This window comes from Sphingobium quisquiliarum P25 (genome assembly GCF_000445065.1).
In the GTDB taxonomy this organism is placed as follows: Bacteria; Pseudomonadota; Alphaproteobacteria; order Sphingomonadales; family Sphingomonadaceae; genus Sphingobium; species Sphingobium quisquiliarum.
On sequence record NZ_ATHO01000002.1, the window covers coordinates 1 to 18595 of the forward strand.

The 18595-nt window shown below is 62.5% G+C and carries 14 protein-coding genes and 2 pseudogenes; 7 read left to right on the forward strand and 9 right to left on the reverse strand.

Going from position 1 to position 18595, the window contains the following annotated elements; genetic code table 11:
* A pseudogene (locus tag L288_RS22525) lies at positions 1 to 576 on the forward strand (hypothetical protein); the annotation flags it as partial.
* A gap of 42 nt (positions 577 to 618) precedes the next feature.
* Here L288_RS22525 and L288_RS22530 read toward each other — a convergent pair.
* Together L288_RS22530 and L288_RS22535 are read right to left on the reverse strand one after the other, a co-directional pair.
* A complete protein-coding gene (locus tag L288_RS22530) occupies positions 619 to 960 on the reverse strand; it encodes a tRNA-binding protein (protein WP_031303677.1) in 342 nt (113 codons plus the stop codon).
* 25 nt (positions 961 to 985) lie between these two features.
* Positions 986 to 1957: a DMT family transporter gene (locus L288_RS22535; RefSeq protein ID WP_021236363.1), complete on the reverse strand. Its 972-nt coding sequence runs from the start codon at positions 1955 to 1957 to the stop codon at positions 986 to 988.
* 99 nt (positions 1958 to 2056) lie between these two features.
* On the opposite strand from L288_RS22535, the gene L288_RS22540 reads away from it, so the two are divergent.
* A complete protein-coding gene (locus tag L288_RS22540; protein WP_021236364.1) occupies positions 2057 to 2542 on the forward strand; it encodes an Lrp/AsnC family transcriptional regulator in 486 nt (161 codons plus the stop codon).
* A 135-nt stretch (positions 2543 to 2677) separates the two neighbouring features.
* Here the strand turns inward: L288_RS22540 and L288_RS22545 are convergent, their stop codons facing one another.
* From L288_RS22545 to L288_RS22555, 3 genes are read right to left on the reverse strand one after another with little or no spacing between them, the layout of a single operon-like run.
* Entirely contained in the window at positions 2678 to 4165 is a 1488-nt protein-coding gene (locus L288_RS22545; RefSeq protein WP_021236365.1) for an aldehyde dehydrogenase, read from the reverse strand.
* Between the two features lie 10 nt (positions 4166 to 4175).
* The gene (locus tag L288_RS22550) at positions 4176 to 4766 is read right to left on the reverse strand and encodes a thiamine pyrophosphate-dependent enzyme (protein WP_031303678.1); all 591 of its coding nucleotides are present in this window, start codon (positions 4764 to 4766) and stop codon (positions 4176 to 4178) included.
* Positions 4763 to 5317 (reverse strand): thiamine pyrophosphate-binding protein, encoded by a 555-nt coding sequence (locus tag L288_RS22555; protein WP_021236367.1) that lies wholly within the window; start codon positions 5315 to 5317, stop codon positions 4763 to 4765. The genes L288_RS22550 and L288_RS22555 overlap by 4 nt, the downstream gene beginning before the upstream one ends.
* 120 nt (positions 5318 to 5437) lie before the next feature.
* Here L288_RS22555 and L288_RS22560 point away from each other — a divergent pair, with 120 nt between their 5' ends.
* Positions 5438 to 6364, forward strand: a complete 927-nt coding sequence (locus L288_RS22560) for a LysR substrate-binding domain-containing protein (RefSeq protein ID WP_021236368.1) — start codon at positions 5438 to 5440, stop codon at positions 6362 to 6364.
* A 14-nt stretch (positions 6365 to 6378) separates the two neighbouring features.
* On the opposite strand, the gene L288_RS22565 is transcribed toward L288_RS22560, so the two are convergent.
* From L288_RS22565 to L288_RS43720, 4 genes and pseudogenes are all read right to left on the reverse strand, one after another.
* Complete coding sequence (locus L288_RS22565; RefSeq protein ID WP_021236369.1) at positions 6379 to 7500, reverse strand: CaiB/BaiF CoA transferase family protein; 1122 nt, start codon at positions 7498 to 7500, stop codon at positions 6379 to 6381.
* A complete protein-coding gene (locus L288_RS22570; protein ID WP_021236370.1) occupies positions 7500 to 8666 on the reverse strand; it encodes an acyl-CoA dehydrogenase family protein in 1167 nt (388 codons plus the stop codon). Before L288_RS22570 ends, L288_RS22565 begins: the two co-directional genes overlap by 1 nt.
* Before the next feature lie 131 nt (positions 8667 to 8797).
* Entirely contained in the window at positions 8798 to 10054 is a 1257-nt protein-coding gene (locus tag L288_RS22575) for an alpha-hydroxy acid oxidase (protein ID WP_201766617.1), read from the reverse strand.
* A gap of 97 nt (positions 10055 to 10151) precedes the next feature.
* Positions 10152 to 11155: pseudogene (locus L288_RS43720) on the reverse strand (2-hydroxyacid dehydrogenase).
* Positions 11156 to 11419: 264 nt separating this feature from the next.
* Here L288_RS43720 and L288_RS22585 point away from each other — a divergent pair.
* The 4 genes from L288_RS22585 to L288_RS22600 all read left to right on the forward strand — a co-directional run bounded on the left by L288_RS22585 (position 11420) and on the right by L288_RS22600 (position 18546).
* Positions 11420 to 13300 (forward strand): glycoside hydrolase family 5 protein, encoded by a 1881-nt coding sequence (locus L288_RS22585; protein ID WP_021236373.1) that lies wholly within the window; start codon positions 11420 to 11422, stop codon positions 13298 to 13300.
* A 251-nt stretch (positions 13301 to 13551) separates the two neighbouring features.
* On the forward strand, positions 13552 to 15510 hold the full coding sequence (locus tag L288_RS22590) for an NAD(P)-binding protein (protein WP_021236374.1): 1959 nt from the start codon (positions 13552 to 13554) through the stop codon (positions 15508 to 15510).
* Positions 15511 to 15548: 38 nt separating this feature from the next.
* Positions 15549 to 15968 carry a nuclear transport factor 2 family protein gene (locus L288_RS22595; RefSeq protein WP_021236375.1) on the forward strand — a complete coding sequence of 140 codons (420 nt, stop codon included), beginning with the start codon at positions 15549 to 15551 and terminating at the stop codon, positions 15966 to 15968.
* Positions 15969 to 16179: 211 nt separating this feature from the next.
* A complete protein-coding gene (locus tag L288_RS22600) occupies positions 16180 to 18546 on the forward strand; it encodes a TonB-dependent receptor (RefSeq protein WP_084465553.1) in 2367 nt (788 codons plus the stop codon).
* Positions 18547 to 18595: the final 49 nt, after the last annotated feature.

An 18595-nucleotide genomic window follows, 5' to 3' on the forward strand; every position in this document is an offset into this window, starting at 1 on the left:
AAGGATTATCTGATCAAGATGGCGCAGGTCATCACCTGGTTCAGCCGGGATGAGGGCAGCGGCTTCACCTATTGGCCCGATGGCCCCTTGAAGGAACCCAAGCGGCTGATGCCGCCCGTCTATAATCGCGGCGTGCTGGTGCAGAATGAGTTGCTGATGCATCGTGGCGAGGCCAATGGCCCTATCGATCAGCAACGCCCGGCTGGCCTGACCTTCGACACCCGTTTCGCGGGCGATCCGGCCGATCGCGACTATTGGCTGCTCAAGAATGACGATCAGGTCATCGCTCGCCACCACACGGATGAACTGCGCTTCCTCGTCCACTGGTCGGCCGAAGTCTTCTCCGACTATGCCGAACTCAAGCAGAATATGGAGGGTCGCGACAACCTGACCCATGAGCAGGCGATCGACATGCTGATCAAGGATGTCCGGTCCAAGGGCATTGAGATCGAAACCCCCACCGATCCGCTGCGTGACGGCGTCTTCATCCAGACGTTGAGCGCGGCCTATGATATCGGCCGCCCCGCCATCTATCCAGAGGACGCGCCGGTTTCGGCCTTCAGCCAGGCGGCATGATCGCGGAACGGGACCGTTCGCCCGAACGGTCCCGGCCGCTCGTCAGAACATGCGGACGCCGTTGGGCACCGGACGTTCGGGTCCGGTCAGGACGACGCGGCCATTCTCATCAGGAAAGCCCAGCGTCAAAACCTCCGACACGAACGGCCCGATACGGCGCGACCCCAGATTGACGGCGCAGGCCACCTGCCGCCCGACAAGAGCGTCTGCCTCATACAGGTCCACGATTTGCGCGCTGGAGCGCTTCGTTCCGATGTCCGGTCCAAGATCGATCGTCAGCTTCCATGCTGGCTTGCGCGCTTCGGGAAAGGCATCGACGGCTATGATCGTGCCCACCCTGACATCGACGGCCTGAAATTGGTCGAAAGTGATCGTATCGGTCATCTGGTCCTCTTGAGCTTGGGTCAGTTCATGCATGCGCCGCCAGCGTCCCGGCGGCGTCTTTCTTCCGATGCGCGGCGATGCAACTGGTGACGCTCGCCACGACGCAGATGAAGGCCGCGACTTCCAAATGCGTCGGCAGGCGCTGTTCCCAGGCGAAGCCGTAGAGCAGCGCGAACAGCGTTTCGAACAGGATCATCTGCCCCACCAGCGTCAGCGGCAACAAGCGGCTCATGCGGTTCCACAGCGCATTGCCCATCACCGACGCCAGCACCGCCACGCCGATCGACACGGCGGCAAGATGCGCCCAGGCCGCGCCATCGTGGCGCAGGTCAGTGAACAGCAGCGCAAGGGGGATCAGCGCGATCGTCTGAACGCCTGTCACGATCCCGGTCAGCATGTTCCAGTCATGCACGGACACCGCATGCAGCCGCACCAGGCACCGGCTGTTGCCGACCGCATAGATGGTCCATGAAATCAGCGCGCCGATCGCGCAAAGCAGCCCGGCAAGCCGTGTCCCGGAGGCTGTTGATGCGGACGCTCCCAACGCTTGCCAACCGACGCAGACAGCGCCCGCCGCGCATAGCAGAAGCGAAGGGGCGAGCCTGCTTAGCGGCACCGCGCCATGGTCCCGGCTGCCGACGATTGTTACGGCCACCGGCAGGAAACCGATGACCAGCGACGTCAGGGCGATCCCGCCCATCTGCACCGCGCTCGACAGCAGCAGATAGTAGAGCGTGTTGCCGGTCAGCGCGAGCCACCCCAGCGCCACCCATTCCCGCCGCGTCAGATTGGCGGCGATCATGCGCATCCGGGGGGCGATCAGCACGGCCGAAATCAGGCCAAAGGCAAGATAACGGCCGATCGTCAGCAGCAGCGGATCGAAATCGCGGACCAGTTCCGGCGCCAGAAATACAAGGCCCCACAGCGCGCCCGCTCCGGCTCCGCAGGCAATGCCCAGCAAAGTTGACTTGCCGCCATGCTGTGCTGCATCGATCATGAGTTCCTGCTTCTCCGCTATGGACGAGCGGGATATATCATCATGGGGATGAGACAGGGGCTCTGAATTGGCCAGCCAAATGCAACAAATACTCGCCCGATGACGAAAATCGCGGCTCCCGCGCGTCAACTGGACGCCTTCGACCGCGCTATCCTGCGCATCGTTCAGCGGGATAACAGGACGCCCCAGCGCAAGATCGCCGAGGCGGTGAACCTGTCCACTGCCGCCGTCCAGCGCCGGATCGCGGCCATGGAAGCGGCCGGGATCATCGCCGCCAATGTGGCGATCGTCGATCCAGCCGCGCTATCGCTGGCCATCACCTCGATCGTGGAGGTGCTGCTGCGCGACGAGCGCGCCGATACGGTGGACGCCGCCAAGTCCCTGTTCCGCAGCACGCCCGAAGTGCAGCAATGCTTCTATGTCACGGGCGGCGTCAGCTTCATGCTGGTGATCATCACCCCGGACATGCGCGCCTATGAAACCCTGACGCGGCGGCTGTTCGCCGAAAATGATCTGGTCGCCAGCTATCGTTCGCTGATCGCCCTGGATCGCGTGAAGGCAGGAACGGAAATCGTGATACCTTAGGACAGGCGTGCAGAGCGCTGCAAATATTCGCCTCAACCCGCCCGTTCGCCCTGAGCTTGTCGAAGCCCTCTACTTCTTTCTGAAAGGTGGCCGATGCTCTCGACAAATCCAGGGCGAACGGGAGCCGGGTCCATCCTACCGAATGATAAACGGATTAACAGGCGCCGATCCCATATCGATCCACACCGTCTTGTCCTGCAAATATTCATCCAGCGCGACCTGGCCGCTTTCCCGCCCGATCCCGCTCCGCTTGAACCCGCCGAACGGCGCCATGAAGCTCACCGCCCGATAAGTGTTCACCCACACGGTGCCCGCCTCCAGCCGTTCCGACATGCGCAGCGCGCGGCCGACATCCTGAGTCCACACGCCCGCCGCCAGTCCATAGGGGCTGTCGTTGGCGATGGAGACCGCCTCCTCCTCATCGTCAAAGGGTATGACCGCCAGCACCGGGCCGAACACTTCCTCACGTGCGATCGGCATGCCATTGTTGACGCCGGTAAAAATCGTCGGCTCCACGAACCAGCCATCCTCCCGGCCTTCGATCACCGGAACGCCGCCGCCCGCGACACATTCCGCGCCAGCCTCACGCGCCCGCGCGATATGGTCCAATATCTTCGCGCGCTGGTCCTGTGTCGTGACCGGACCGACCTGCGTCTCGGCCAGCGCGGGGTCGCCGATGCGCGCACCCTTTGCGATGTCGAGAAGCCTGTCGACCACCTGATCATGCACGCTGCGCTGGACGAGCAGGCGCGACCCCGCGATGCAGGTCTGGCCGGACGCTGCGAAGATACCCGAAATCGCGCCTAGCACCGCGCGGTCCAGATCGGCCTCCGCAAAGATGATGTTCGGCGACTTGCCGCCCAACTCCAACGTGACCTTCTTCAGATTGTCCGCCGCCGCGCGATAGACCGCGATGCCGCCTGCTTCCCCGCCAGTGAAGGCGATCTTCGCCACATCCGGGTGATTGACCAGCGGCACGCCGGTTTCCATCGGCGTGCCCGTCACCGTGTTGACGACCCCCGCCGGGAACCCTGCGCGGGCGAACAGTTCGGCAAAGGCCAGCGTCGAACAGGATGCATGTTCCGATGGCTTGATCACCGCCGTATTCCCGGCCGCCAGCAGCGGCGCGAGCTTCCACGCCAGCAGCAATAGCGGCGAGTTCCAGGGCGTGATGCAGGCCACGACGCCGATCGGCTCGCGCCGTGTGAAGGTATGCATTGCTGGCTTGTCGATCGGCAGCACCCGGCCTTCGATCTTGTCCCCCAGCCCCGCGAAATAGCGGTAATAGGATGGTAGATAGGCGAGTTGCGCCGTCATCTCCGCCAGCAGCTTGCCATTGTCCTGCGTCTCGATCTGCGCCAGCCGCTTGCCCTCGCTTTCGAGCAGGTCGGCAAGGCGGTAGAGCAGCGTGCCGCGCGCCGTGGCCGTCAGGTTGCGCCATTCGGGCGACAGGAACGCCGTGCGCGCGGCGGCGACGGCGGCGTCCACATCGGCAGCGGCGCAACGGGGCACCATTGCCCATGGCTTGCCTGTCGACGGATCATAGGAAACCAGCGTTTCGCCGCTCAGGGCATCGGCCGGCTCCCCGGCGATGATGTTGCGAAATTCACGCTGATCTTCCATCCCTGTTCCCCTATTGAGGCACGAAGCCCAGATGCGCCCGGAACCGGCTCTTGATCCACGCGCCGTCGCGCGACGGCAGCGCGCGGGGCGTATGTTCATGCGCGATGCGGACGACGATCAGGCGCGGGCCGCTGCCCGGCGTGGCGACGGCGGATCGCGCTTCGATCAGCCCCTCATGGGTGCTGACGTCCATCACCTCTGGAAAACCGGCGGCCTTCGCCACCGCGGCCAGATCGACGCCCGCACCCGAATGGCTAAGCTGCCCGCCGGTCTCGCCATAATGACCGTTGTCGAGCACGACGATCGACAGGTTCCTGGGCGCCCTGACCGCAATGGTGGCAAGCCCGCCCAAACCCATCAGCAATTCACCATCGCCGGTGAAAACGGCGACAGGTCGTTCCGGATGCGCAACGGCAAGTCCAAGTCCGGTCAGCGCCGCCCCGCCCATCGCGCCCCACAGATAGAAATTGGCGTCATGATCGCCAGCAGCGAACACATCATAGGATGGCGACCCCAGGCCCGTGACGATCAGCATCTCGCCCCGGTCCTTCAGCAATTCCGCTACGGCGGCGCGGCGTTCCAGCCGGTATTCCCTCATCATTTCACCCATTTCTTCGCCCCCAGCAGCCGCTGCGACAGCAGCACAGCCACCGCCTGATCTCCATCAAAGGCCATGGCCGCCGCCGACCGCACCAGGCTGTCCAGATCCTCCAGACGATCGATTCTGGTGACTATTACATTCATGAGTTCAAGCGCCTGCTGCGTCGCCTGCCCCATCGGAACCTGCCACGGATTGAACTCCTGATATTCGCCCCGCATGGTGACGATGGTCAGGAACGGCATCCTGCAACTGGCCAGCAGCGACAGCATGTTGACGCAATTGCCAACGCCGCTCGACTGCATCAGCATGGCGGAACGCTGGCCGCCCAGCCACGCGCCCGCCGCAACGGCGATCCCCTCCTCTTCGGTCGTCAGTACCATCGCATCCATCTCCGGCGCATCGGAACACATGCCGATCAACCTCGTATGTCCGGCATCGGGAACATAGGTGACCTGTTTGACGTCAGCATCTTTCAGCGCTTCGAAAATGATGGGCGCCCAGGGCGAGCCCGCATCCTCCCCAACGGCCTCTGTGGACCTTGCGATTTCCATTACCGTGCTATCCTGTTGTTCCCGTTCGCAATTGCAATCTAGGGCGGCATCCCTATAGCAATACTTCCAATTCCGCCTTGAGGTATGTGCCTCGGGCATAGGTTCGGGGGCTTGCCACAGATGGATTTGAAGCGGCTGGAAAATTTCCTGCGGGTCGCCGAACTTGGCTCGCTCAGCCGCGCGGCGGACAGGTTGCGGGTGGCCCAACCCGCCCTCAGCAGGCAGATGCGCATGCTGGAAGTGGAACTGGGCACGCAATTGTTCGCCCGTCACCGCCGCGGCATGGGCCTGACCCCCGCAGGGGAGGAATTGCGCCTGAAACTGGCCGGTCCGCTACGGCAAATCCGGCAGACGCTGGACGACGCGCAAAATCGCGCGGCGGAAGCGGGCGGGCTTGTCGCGCTCGGACTGCCTCCGACCGTCAGCTATATCCTGGCTGGACGGTTGATGAGCCGCGTGGCGCGCCATTCGCCCAATATTTCGCTGCGGATCGTGGAAGGCTATGCGGGGCACCTGATCGACTGGTTGCAGCGGGGCGAGATCGACACCGCCCTTCTTTACGGCCCAGCCTCCGATTTTCAGATGAAGGTGGAGGATCTGCTGTTCGAACAGCTGATGCTGGTCGGGTCGGGCAGTTGTGATCTTGATCCGGCGCGTCCCGTGCCTGTCCGTGCCCTGTCAGACTTGCCGCTCGCGCTTCCCAGCCAGCCCCATGGGCTGCGCATGGTCATAGAAAATGCCGCGAACAAAGCGAAGGCTATGCTGAAGGTGAAGTTCGAGGCGGACTCATTTCTGGTGCTCAAGGAGATAGCGGAGCTCGGCCTTGGCTATACGACCCTGCCCTTCTCAGCGGTCCGCCATGAAGTCGAAGCGGGCCGCCTGAAATATGCGCCGCTGGCGGAGCCTACGATCATGCGCCAACTGGTGCTGGGGTCTTCCGACCAGCACCAGCTTTCGCGCGCCGCTCAGACGGTGATACGCCTGCTGCGCGAAGAGATACGCGACCTTGTCCAGCAGGGATTGTGGCGCGCGCAACTGCAATATTGATCGTCACGCATCGTTCAGCGGAATTCCGCCCTGACCGTCTCGTCATGCTCGCCCAAGGCCGGGACGGAGCGTGTTACCGGCCGTTCATCATTCCACCGGACAGGTGGAGCAGGCAGGGATACAGGGCCGCTTGGCGTCTGCCCTTCGACCCGGCGAAGCTGGCTGTGGCGTGAAAGGCCGTCGACGCCGTTCAGGCGTGCCCATGCCGTGCCCGCGGCCTCGAACCGCGTGATGATCGTTTCGGCGGGCAAAGAGGCGAACAGCGCGGAGATATGCTGCTCAAGCGCGCCGCGATTTTCGCAGCGCAGACTGTTGCTGGCGAAGCGCGGATCGCGGGCAAGATCGGGATGCTCCAGCACGAGCGCGCAGAATTTCGCCCACTCCCGCTCATTCTGTATCGAGATGACGAGGTCCACTCCGTCGCCTGCCCGGAAGGCCCCATAGGGAGCGATGGAAGGATGGCGCAGTCCCACGCGGCCGGGCGCCTTGCCTGCATAGTCGTGATGGAGCAGCGGAACGGCCATCCAGTCCGCCAGGGAATCGAACAGCGACACGGCGACGCCGCGCCCGGTGCCCGATCGCTCCCGCTCGATCAGCGCCTGTAGGATGGCGGCGTGCGCGTTCATTCCACAGGCGATGTCGGCGACGGAGACCCCGACGCGGGCAGCGCCCGCCTCATTGCCCGTTATGCTGGCAAGTCCGGCCTCGCACTGAATGAGGAAATCATACGCCTTCATCCCCGCCGCAGGCCCGTCCTCGCCATAGCCGGTGATGTCGCAGGTGATCAGACGCGGATAGCGCGCGCGCAGTTCGGACGAACCCAGCCCCAGCCGCGCCGCCGCCCCCGGAGCGAGATTCTGGACGAATATATCAGCGCGCGCGAGCATCTTCTCGATCAAGTGCCGGTCGGCGGGGTCCTTCACATCGACCCGCACGGACTCCTTGCCCCGGTTCAGCCACACGAAATAGGCGCTCTCGCCATGGACGGCATGGTCATAGCCGCGCGCGAAATCGCCCTCCGCCCGCTCCAATTTGATGACACGCGCGCCCGCTTCCGCAAGCCGGGACGTGCAGAGGGGAGCGGCGACCGCCTGCTCCAGCGAAATGACGAGAATGTCCTTGAGCGAGTCCGGCATCAGAAGCTCTTAGGCAGGCCAAGGACGTGAGTGGCGACATGGCTGAGGATCAGGTTGGTGGAAATCGGCGCCACCTGATACAGCCGGGTTTCGCGGAATTTACGCTCTATATCATATTCTTCCGCGAAGCCGAACCCGCCATGGATCTGGACGCACATATCGGCCGCGAACCAGGATGCTTCGGACGCCAGCATCTTAGCCATGTTCGCTTCCGTGCCCGGTTGCTTCCCGGTGTCGTAGAGAAGCGCCGCATGGTCAACCATCTTCGCCGCTGCCGTCATCTGCACATAGGCGCGCGCGATGGGAAACTGGATGCCCTGATTCTGTCCGATCGGACGGCCGAACACCGATCGTTCCTTCGCATAGGCGCTGGCGCGATCGATGAAGAAGCGCGCGTCACCAATGCATTCGGCGGCGATCAGGATACGCTCCGCATTCATGCCGGACAGGATGTAGCGGAAGCCCTTTCCTTCCTCCCCGATCATATTTTCCGCCGGGACCTTGAGGTCGTCGAAGAAGAGTTCGGTCGTGGCATGGTTCAGCATCGTGCGGATCGGGCGGATCGTGAGCCCATTGCCCACCGCTTCGCGCATGTCGACCAGCAGCACGCTGATGCCGTCCGACGGCTTGGCGCATTCTTCCCTGGGCGTGGTGCGGACGAGCAGCACCATCAGGTCGGAATGTTCGGCGCGGCTGATCCAGATCTTCTGACCGTTGACGAGATAATGATCGCCGTCTCGGCGGGCGAAGGTGCGGATACGCGTCGTGTCGGTGCCGCTGGTCGGCTCCGTCACGCCGAACGCCTGCAACCGCAGGTCGCCGCTGGCGATGGAGGGCAGATATTTCGCCTTCTGACCGGGGGAGCCATGGCGCAGCAAAGTGCCCATCGTATACATTTGCGCATGGGCCGCGCCGCCGTTGCAGCCGGAACGATGAACTTCCTCCAGCACCGCCGCCGCCGCGCTCAGGCCCAGCCCGGACCCGCCAAATTCTTCCGGGATGAGGACCGACAGCCAGCCTTCGCTGGCAAGGGTGGAGACGAATTCGGACGGATAACGGCGATCGCGGTCCAGTTCCTGCCAGTAGCTGCCAGGGAACTGCGCGCACAGTCGGCGCACCCCTTCGCGCAGGTCGGGGAAGCTGGCTTCGTTAGCGGTCATATCCATGAAAATCGTCTCTTCTGCGTGACCCGGATGAGGCGGCACTAACCCGCCTGGCCATTGCCGTATATTAACAGGAAGCTGGTTCTATCATGCCATGGAGGCATAGCTTGCCACAGCAGCGGCATCGGCCCTCGCTAGACCACCGCGTGAAGAAAGTCCCGGTTCAACTCGCCGATGGTGCTGACGCCCATCATCGCCATGTTCCGGTCGATCTCCGCCTTCACCAGCCGGATCGCATGAGCCACGCCCTCTTCGCCGCCAACCGCCGCCGCATAGAGGAAAGGGCGGCCAATGAAGACCATCTGCGCGCCGAGCGCCAGCGCCTTCATGACCTCGCTCCCCCGGCGGAAACCGCCATCTATCATGACCGGCATCGTCCCGGCCGCGTCCAGTACGCGCGGCAGCGCATCGAGCGAGGCGATCGCGCTGTCCAACTGCCGCCCGCCATGGTTGGAAACGATGATGCCGTCGACTCCGGCGGCGCGCGCCAGCTTCGCGTCTTCGGGGTGCAATATGCCCTTGATGACCAGATTGCCCTTCCAGCGGCGGCGGATTTCGGCGACGCTGCCCCATGTCAGCCGGTCGCGCTGCCCGAATTCACGATCCACATGGCGGGACAATATGGGCTCGCCGCCGCTTGGCTTGGCATTGACGAAGCGCGGCATGCCATGGCGCAGCAAGGTGCGGGCGAAGACTTTGGTCAGCCAGACCGGATGGCTGATGCCGTCAAAGGCCAGGCGCAAGGAAGGGCGCAGCGGAATGGTGAAGCCGCATTTGACGAGATTTTCGCGATTGGCGTTCACCGGCACATCGACGGTCAGCACCAGCGTTTCATAGCCCGCGCGGCTGATGCGGCCGACCATCGGCTCTATCCAGTCATGGTCGGCGGGCAGATAGGCCTGATACCATGATCCGGGCGCCGCGCTCGCGACTTCCTCCAAGGGAACGAGCGAGGTCGAACTCATGATCATCGGTATCCGTTCGGCGCGAGCCGCGCGGGCGAGCATCGTGTCGCCGCGATAAGCCATCATCGCCGACAGGCCCATCGGCGCGATGCCGAACGGCGCTGCCCACGTCCTGCCGAACAGCGTCCGGGAAAAGTCGCGGGACGACACGTCGCGGAGCACGCGCGTGACCAGCAAAAGCCGTTGCAGCGCGGCGCGATTGCCGGTCATGGAGCAGTTGTCTTCGCACGCGCCCGATATATAGCCGAACAGCGCGCGCGGCAGGCGCCGCCGGGCGAGCGGTTCATAATCCTTCAGCGAAAGGGGCAGTCCGGGCGCTGCCGGAGCGCCCAGCGTTGCTGATAGCGGCGGTGGAGAAGTGGCCGATGGCGTCGCGCTGCCAACGACTTCCACGGGCTGGTCATGGTGCGCCATTACGGTCGTCAAGGACTTGCCTCTCCTGAGTGTTCTATATGCTTTGCGCCCGTATCAAATCGGATTAAAGCTCGACGGGCAATATCTCAATTTAAATATTAAACTATTGTCATTTTATCAGATTGGAGTGCGTCATTCCCTCCAGGACGGCGCGTGATTCCGGGACCGGGGTCAGCGGGCCTTTGCCGTCAAACCAGCTGAGCAGATTGTCCGCCACCAGCCTGGCCATGGCGTTGCGCGTATGCACGGTCGCGGAGCCGACATGCGGCAACAGGACGAGCTGGTCCATTGCCAGCAGCCGGGCGGGGACATTCGGTTCATCCTGATAGACGTCGAGTCCCGCAGCCAATATCCGCCCTTCCTCAAGCGCTTCGACAAGGGCCGCTTCGTCCACGACGCTGCCGCGCGCGACGTTGATCAGGACGCCCTGAGGCCCCAACGCGTTCAGCACTTGCGTATCGACCAGATGCCGCGTGGCGGCTCCCCCGGCACGATGACGACCAGAAGATCGGATGCGGCGGCCAGCGCCACGGCGCTGTCGTGATAGGCGTAGCCCAGCCCGTCCTGCCGGTGACGGGCATGATAGGCGATGTCCACGCCGAACCCTTCGAACCGCCGCGCGATCGCCCTGCCGATGCGCCCCATGCCAAGGATACCGACGGTGCGTCCGCGCAGCGTCGGGGTGAGCGGATATGGGCCCGAAAGCCAGCGCCCGCTGCGGACATGACGATCGGCCTGCGGGATCTGCCGCAGCGTGGCCAAGGTCAGGGCAAGCGCGAGATCGGCGACATCATCGTCGAGCACATCGGGCGTGTTGGTGACCACTATGCCCCGCCGCGCGGCATCTTCGGCATCGATATGTTCATAGCCCACGCCAAAGCTGGATATGATCCGGGCATTGGGAAGCTGGTCGAGAATCCTGTTCACCGCCCCGAACTGATGGGTCGTCGCAATCCCCCTGATCCCAGGCCCGATCTCCTCCAGATAGCGGGCGGCGTCCTCCTGCTCCCACAGGCGATGAACGGTGAACCTGTCCTTCAGCAGCGCGTCGGCGATGGGCAGCAACGGCGTGGTCTGAAGAATATGGACAGGAACTCCGGCCGCTTCATTCACATCATTCTCCTGACAGTCCGGTTCGCGCCAAAGGGCATCATGCCTGAATCGAAGTCCGCTTCATGATGGCGCGTATCTTCGCAATCCGGAAATATTTTTGCCAAGACAGTCGTGGCAAGCATAGCAGAAAACAGGAATTTCATTTCTCTTTGCCTGCCCGCGCCAGCAAAGTGACGATCGATCCTCCGGCAGCATGCCGGGGATGGCCGGGCGATCTTCGTCGCCGCACCAAGCAATGGCCAAGACAAGCATATAGGGGAAGTGATGCGAAAATTGCTGACTGCACTGGCAACCGTCTGTCTGTCCGCTGGCCTGTCGCCCGCACTGGCCGCCAACGCCGTTCGCACGGAGGGCACCGCGTTCAAGGATCCGCAGGGCCGCACGCTCATGCTGCGGGGGGTGAATCTGGGCGGTTCCAGCAAAGTGCCCTACAGGAAATCGGAAGACCCCCGCACCGTTTCCTATGTCGGCCGCCCCTTCCCGCTGGCGGACGCGGACGAGCATTTCCGGCGGCTGCAAGGCTGGGGCCTCACGACCATCCGGCTGATCATCATGTGGGAAGCCGTCGAGCATGAAGGACCGGGCAAATATGACCAGGCCTATCTCGACTATCTGCGTGAAGTGGTGAAGCGGGGCCAGCAATATGGCATGAACTTCATCATCGACCTTCACCAGGATTTCTATTCCCGCGCGACCGGCGGGGACGGCGCGCCCTATTGGACGGTGACCAAGCTGGGCCTGGGGCCCGACCGGACAAACGAACCCGGCGCGCCGCACAAGCAGCCTCCACGCGGGCCGGGTTACTGGCCGCCCACCGCGGCGCGCTTTTCGGTCAACATGATGGATACGCTTTTCTGGGCGGGCAATGATTTCGCGCCGGGGTTGAAGGTGGATGGCGTGCCTGTGCAGCAATGGTTGCAGAGCCATTATGTCGGCGCGATCAAGCAAGTGGCGCTGACCATGCGCGGCCTGCCCAATGTCATCGCCTACGACACCTATAATGAGCCCAATCACGGCTATATCGGCGTCAAGGATCTGCGTGAGCCTGAATTCTTCATGGCCTTCGTCGGCAAGCATTCCGCCCCGGACAAGCTGGTGCCCAGCTATTGGGACCTGATGCTCGCCGCATCGGGCTATGCGCCGGAAAAGCCGAGCGTGCCGGTCAATCGCCTGTGGGCGAAGGGCGTCACCGACATCTGGCGGAGCTATGGCGTGTGGGACGTGGTGAACGGCAAGCCCAGGCTGCTGAAACCGGATTATTTTGCGACGGTGAATGGGAAGCCCGCCGATCATGTGCCCTATGTCGCCGCGCTCCAGCGCCGGATCGCCATGGAAGTGCGGGAAGTGGCGCCCGATACGCTGATCCTCCAGCAGCCCGCCGTGGGCAAGCTTTCCGACCTGACGCTCAACCTGCCGGGCATGGTCAGCCAGCCGCACTGGTATGATGGCGTGGTGCTGATGAGCAAGCGCTACGAGCCCAACGTCACCTACGCCATGCAGGGCTGGCCAAGCCCGAAGGAAGTGCGTCTGGAGGGGCGGGAGGCCGTGCTGGGCGATTACCGCGCCAGGGTGGGCAGCCTGATCGACCTGGCCAAGCAATATGGCGATCTGCCCACGCTGATCGGCGAAACCGGCATCCCCTATGATCTGAACGGCAAGCATGCCTACAAGACGGGGGATTTCAGCGCGCAGGAAACGCTGACCGGCCTGATGTACCAGACGCTGGACGAAAAGCTCGTCTCCTACCTCATCTGGAATTATACGGCCGACAATAATAACGCCGACGGGGACGGGTGGAGCGAGGAAGACCTTTCCATCTACAGCCTGGATCAGCGGCATGATCCGGCCGACATCAATTCGGGCGGACGCGCGCTGAAACAGGTCGTCCGCCCCTATCCTGCCGCCACGGCGGGTACGCCGGTGTCGATCCGCTTCGATCCGGCATCGGGCGACTTCGAATATCGGTTCAAGGCGGACCCGAGCATTCAGGCCCCCACGGAAATCTTCGTGCCGCAACTCCATTATCCCAAGGGCTATGATGTCGAGGTCGCAAATGCCCGTTATGAGACGAAGCCGGGCTCATCCCGCCTGCTCGTCAGCGGCGCGCAGGGCGATGTCGTCGTGAAGATCAGGCGCAAGGCGTAGCGCTGACCGGCGGACACGGTTACAGACAGCATTGCCGCCCGCGCCATGACCTATGCTTAACGGGCATAGGTCATGGCTGGCATTTGCAATGATCGCACCGGTTGGCAGCGATATTACAACGGCTGTTGCGTTCGCGGGACGAGTTTCATGACTCGCGCCTGCCGCAATGGGATTTGAGATTACCGGCATGCTGCTGCTCCCTTGCCTGGGGCGCGGATCTCCGGCGACGTTGAAGTGAAAGGATATTGGACTTGGCTACATCTGCTCCCTCGCGCGACATCGGCGCCAGCGATGCTCCGCACCTTACGTTGCAGGATAGCCCTGAACTTCGCCGCGCGCTGGCCGCAGTCGATCTTCCGGTTTTGCTGATGACCTATGTCCATCTGAGCCATGACGAGGCGATGCTGGACAAGTTCGCGCCGCACATTCCGCCGCTCAGCACCGGGCAGCAGCCGACTGCTCCCGACGATCTGGTGGCGGAACTGCGCGAGAAGATGCGCCACGTGCTGACGACGCCGGGTGCTGGCGAGGAGGCGGAACTGCCGCCTGCCCTTTATGCGAAGATCATGAGCGTCGGCATGGGCGAGCCGATCGAGGCCGAGTTCGTGCCGCTGCTGCTGGAACAGAGCGGCCTTGGCCCGCAGCCGGATTATTCCGCCAAGCCAGCGCGGAACAAGATTCCGGCCGATTTCAGGATGCTGATCATCGGCGCGGGCCTTAGCGGCATGGCGGCTGCGATCAAGCTGCGCGAGGCCGGTTACGACTATGTGGTGGTCGACAAGAATCCCGAAGTCGGCGGCACCTGGTATCTTGCCCGCTATCCCGGTGCGGGTGTCGACACGCCAAGCTATTTCTACAGCTACTCGTTCGAACTCAACCGCGAATGGACCACCTATTCGCCGCTCGGCCACGAGATGCAGGACTATCTGGTCGGAGTCTCCCACAAATATGGCATTCGCGACAAGATCCGCTTCGAAACGAAGGTCACGACGCTGCGCTGGGATGACGCCGCGAAGCTGTGGCATGTCACGCTGATCGGCAAGGATGGCGTCGAGCAAACCGAATCCTTCAATGCCATCCTCACCGCGCATGGCCCGCTGCATCGTTGGGAATGGCCCAAGATTCCCGGCCTGCACGACTTCAAGGGCAAGCTGATGCACAGCGCGGCCTGGGACGTCGATTTCGATGTTACGGGCAAGAAGGTCGCGATGATCGGCACTGGCGCCAGCGGCGCGCAGATCGGCCCGTCGATCGCTCCGCAGGTCGATGAACTGACCGTCTATATGCGTTCGCGCCACTGGGTGCTGCCCGCCCCGCTGGCTGGCGCGGTCAAGGTGCCGGAGGATGTACGGTGGGCCGTTCGCCATATTCCGCGCTTTACCGAATATATGCGTTTTTATGTCTATTGGACGGCATCGGACGGCCTGTGGCCGGGGCTTGTCATGGACCCGGAATGGGAAGGCAATCCAACCGCGATATCGTTCGCCAACGACATGGCGCGCCAGTGGGCGCAGGGTCATCTTGAGGCGAAGCTCGCCGGGCGTCCCGACCTTATCGAAAAGCTGACGCCGGACTCTCCGGTCTTTTCGAAGCGTCCGATCATGGACGCTGGCTGGTTCGATATGTTCATGCGCGACAATGTCAAGCTGGAGGACCGCCAGATCGAACGCATCACGCCGCGCGGCATTCGCACCGCCGATGGCGAGGAGCAGGAATATGACGTGATCATCACCGCGACCGGCTATACGCTCAAGAAGCTCGCCGGCGACCTGGAGATCATCGGCCTTAATGGCCGCAATCTTGGTGAAGAATGGGGTGATGAGGACCCGGTGGGCTATTTCGGCACGATGGCGCCGGGTTTTCCCAACTATTTCCAGATCCATGGCCCGAACAGTGGCCCCAACCATGGCGCGGGTATCAACCTGCTCGCCGAAGCGCAGATCCACTATATCATCGAATGCCTGGACGAGATGGTGGAACGCGGCGCATCGGCCATGGAGCCGTTGCAGGAAGCGACCGACCAGTTCAACGAAGTGGTGCAGGCGCAGGCGCAGCGGATGGTCTGGGCGCATCCTAAGGCGAAGAATAATTTCAAGAACAGCAAGGGACGGATCGTGATTTCATGGCCGTTCCGCCTGCTTGACTTCTGGACACGCTCGCGCAAGCCGGAGTTCGACCATTTCCGCTTTACCGGCAGCAAGGATGGCTGAAAAGAGCGGTTGCTCACAACATCAATGAAAGAGGCATCATGATCACGATCGAAGACAAGATTGCAATTCAGGAGCTGCTCGCGCGCTTCGCCCATTATTCGGACTATGGCAATTGGGCGGAACTGGAAAAGCTCTATCTGCCCGACGTCGTGACCGAGACTGCAGGCATGGACATGACCTATAAGGGCATCGGACCGCAGATCGAACATGCCAAGGAGTCGGACCGCCAGACCGAAGGCAAGAACCGCCACCTCTATTATAACCTCTATATCGAGGAACAAGGCGGCGAGATATTCGCCAACTATTATGTGACCAACGTCAATGCCGGGGCCACGCCCATGGCGTCGAAGATCGTCGTGTCCGGCCGCCACCGCGACAAGGTCGTCAAGACGGCGGACGGATGGAAGTTCGCGCACCGTCTCGTCACTTTCGACCAGAGCTTCTCTCTGGATTTCTGAATACTGCGGGCGGGCCTTTGCGGTCCGCCCCTTCTTTGCCGCGCAAGAGTGGCCGGTCGCATCGCGGAAATGCCAATCAGCTATTCCAGATGTGACTATTTCAGGCAGAAACATTGTAATTCTACAGGGCCGGGAATCTCCTTATTTGTACGACAAATAGCCCAAGCGCTGCTGGCGGGGCTATATCACAAGAGGGGGAGGATTGAGGATCATGGCCTTATCGTCATTGCCGGCGCGATTGCTGGCAGGCATTGCGCTGAGCGGTATCAGCGTCGCTGCACATGCGCAGGATGCGCAACCCGCAGGTGAGCAGCAAGCCACTGCGCCAAGCGACATCATCGTTACCGCGACCCGCCGCAACGAGCGGCTTCAGGACGTGCCGGTGACGGTCACCGCCGTTACCAACGAGCAGCTCCAGGACTTGAACATCACCCAGTTCAGGGACGTGCAGGTCCTGTCGCCTGGCCTGGTGATCGAGGACCGCGGTGCGCAGGGCAATGTGACGGCGCTGCGCGGCATCAGCACGACGGTCAACAGCGGCTCGCCGCAAGCTGTCATCATCTATTTCAACGAAGCGCCGATCCAGGATACGCTGGCATTCCAGAGCATCTATGACATCGGCCAGATCGAAGTGCTGCGCGGCCCGCAGGGCACGCTGCGCGGCGTTGCCGCGCCTGCCGGGTCCATCACCATCACCACGCGCCGCCCGGATCTCAACAACTTCGGCGCGACGATCGACGGCACCTTTACCGATCAGACCAACGTCAATGGCCAGTTCGGCATTGGCGTGCCCTTGATCAACGATGTCCTGGCCGTGCGCGTCGCGGGCCTCTACGACCGCAACAGCAATGGCGATATCCGCAGCCTCAATTCCGATGCCAAGTCGCGTTCGGAAACCAAGAGCATCCGCGCGTCGGCGCTGTTCCAGCCAATCGAGCCGCTCACGATCTTCGGTTCCTACCAGTATCTGCGCAACGAGACCGACAATCTGACGATCGTCGAAGGGAATGGGCGCGGCTATAACGGGCCTGTCTTGCCTGAAGGCTCCGGCCGCAGAGGCATCGCCGTGCAGGAAGAAACCAGCCCGCGCCGCGTCACCGGACATCTGGCGTCGCTGAGCGCCAAGCTCGACATCGGTGACGAAGCCGCGCTGAGCTATATCGGCGGCTATTCCAAATATAGCGCCCTTACGCGGGCTGACGAAGGCGACGGCGACAGCGGCAACGCCATCCCGAATTTCAGCCAGCACGCCCTGTTCGACGTTTCCGTCACCGACTGGTCGCACGAACTGCGGCTGGACTCCCAAGGGCCGGGGCGTTTCTGGGACTATACGGTGGGCGCGTTCTTCCGGCGGACGACATCCAACACCAATGTCGCGCAGCAGGTTTTCGGAGTGCCCAGCTTCACTCCCACCTTCGACCCGATCGGCCCGGTCGACACGTTCGGCTTTATCCGCGCGCAGTCGCAAGGAAAGCTCAAGGACAAATCGGTCTTCGCCAGCAGCACCTTCCACCTGCCTACGAAAACCGATATCACGCTCGGCGCGCGCAGGCTGTGGAGCAAGAACAATGCGCCGACGAGCCTCACGTTCGTGACCAGCGTCTTCGGGACGGAATTTCCGGGTACTCCCTCCATTATTCCTGACACGGTCGATGAAAAGGCCTGGGTCTATGACGCCAAGATCGTGCAGCATATCGGGGAGGACAGCATCGTTTACGCTTCTTACGGGCGTGGCTTCCGTGGGCCTGGCAACAATAAATATGTCGCCCTGCCCGCGTCCTTCCCGCGCGTAAGCTCCGAAAAGCAGGATTCCTACGAACTGGGCTTCAAGGGCAGCTTCCTTGATCGGCGGCTCCGCGTCGATTTCGCCGTATTCCAGCAGGATATCAAGGGCTTCATCACCACGGTCGCCGATGTTCCCTATTGCAGCTTCGGCAATGACGCGCCCTGTCCTCCAGTGGGCTCGCCGCCGCAGAACCGTGTCACCTCGTCGTCCATCGCTTTCAACGGCGACGCACGAGTGCGCGGCTTCGACCTGGATATTTCGGGCAAGATCACCGACCGGTGGACGGCGCAGGGAACGGTCAGCTACGCCAAAGCCAATTTCAAGAATGCGCAGGTGCCCTGCCGTCCTGACCTGGATGGCGATGGCCAGGCGGACACGGATGACGAATTCGGCGCCAACGCCACGCAGCCCATCTATTTCTGCTCGTCCAACGGGGCGATCGCCGATGTGCCCAAGTGGAACTTCACGCTTCAGTCCGAATATACCGTGCCGCTGGCGCAGGCCGAGGCATTCGTCCGGGCGTTGTTCGTCTACAAGGGCAAGCGCGCGGAAGTGTCAGGGCTCAACAGCTATGAAGCTCAGCCAATCCTGAACCTGTATCTGGGCGCGCGTGAAATCGTGCCGGGTCTTGAAGTGACGATGTTCGCCAAGAACATCTTCAATACGCGCAAGCTGACATACACCAGCAGCGACCTCGTGACCTTCGGTTTCCCCAGCGGTTACCATCAGGTGACCTACACCCCGCAGCGGGAAGTCGGCATCACCGCGCGTATGCGTTTCGGCAGCGACTGATCCCCTCTCTAAAGTCAGTTGCCACTCTATAGCCGGGGGGAAACTCCCG

What these genes read in the sequence shown, in the direction of transcription:
- L288_RS22570 (WP_021236370.1), bottom strand. Translation starts at nt 8,666, where the DNA reads ATGGATATGACCGCTAACGAAGCCAGCTTCCCCGACCTGCGCGAAGGG.
- L288_RS22540 (WP_021236364.1), top strand. Translation starts at nt 2,057, where the DNA reads ATGACGAAAATCGCGGCTCCCGCGCGTCAACTGGACGCCTTCGACCGC.
- L288_RS22530 (WP_031303677.1), bottom strand. Translation starts at nt 960, where the DNA reads ATGACCGATACGATCACTTTCGACCAATTTCAGGCCGTCGATGTCAGG.
- L288_RS22600 (WP_084465553.1), top strand. Translation starts at nt 16,180, where the DNA reads ATGGCCTTATCGTCATTGCCGGCGCGATTGCTGGCAGGCATTGCGCTG.
- L288_RS22545 (WP_021236365.1), bottom strand. Translation starts at nt 4,165, where the DNA reads ATGGAAGATCAGCGTGAATTTCGCAACATCATCGCCGGGGAGCCGGCC.
- L288_RS22555 (WP_021236367.1), bottom strand. Translation starts at nt 5,317, where the DNA reads ATGGAAATCGCAAGGTCCACAGAGGCCGTTGGGGAGGATGCGGGCTCG.
- L288_RS22595 (WP_021236375.1), top strand. Translation starts at nt 15,549, where the DNA reads ATGATCACGATCGAAGACAAGATTGCAATTCAGGAGCTGCTCGCGCGC.
- L288_RS22550 (WP_031303678.1), bottom strand. Translation starts at nt 4,766, where the DNA reads ATGATGAGGGAATACCGGCTGGAACGCCGCGCCGCCGTAGCGGAATTG.
- L288_RS22585 (WP_021236373.1), top strand. Translation starts at nt 11,420, where the DNA reads ATGCGAAAATTGCTGACTGCACTGGCAACCGTCTGTCTGTCCGCTGGC.
- L288_RS22560 (WP_021236368.1), top strand. Translation starts at nt 5,438, where the DNA reads ATGGATTTGAAGCGGCTGGAAAATTTCCTGCGGGTCGCCGAACTTGGC.
- L288_RS22535 (WP_021236363.1), bottom strand. Translation starts at nt 1,957, where the DNA reads ATGATCGATGCAGCACAGCATGGCGGCAAGTCAACTTTGCTGGGCATT.
- L288_RS22565 (WP_021236369.1), bottom strand. Translation starts at nt 7,500, where the DNA reads ATGCCGGACTCGCTCAAGGACATTCTCGTCATTTCGCTGGAGCAGGCG.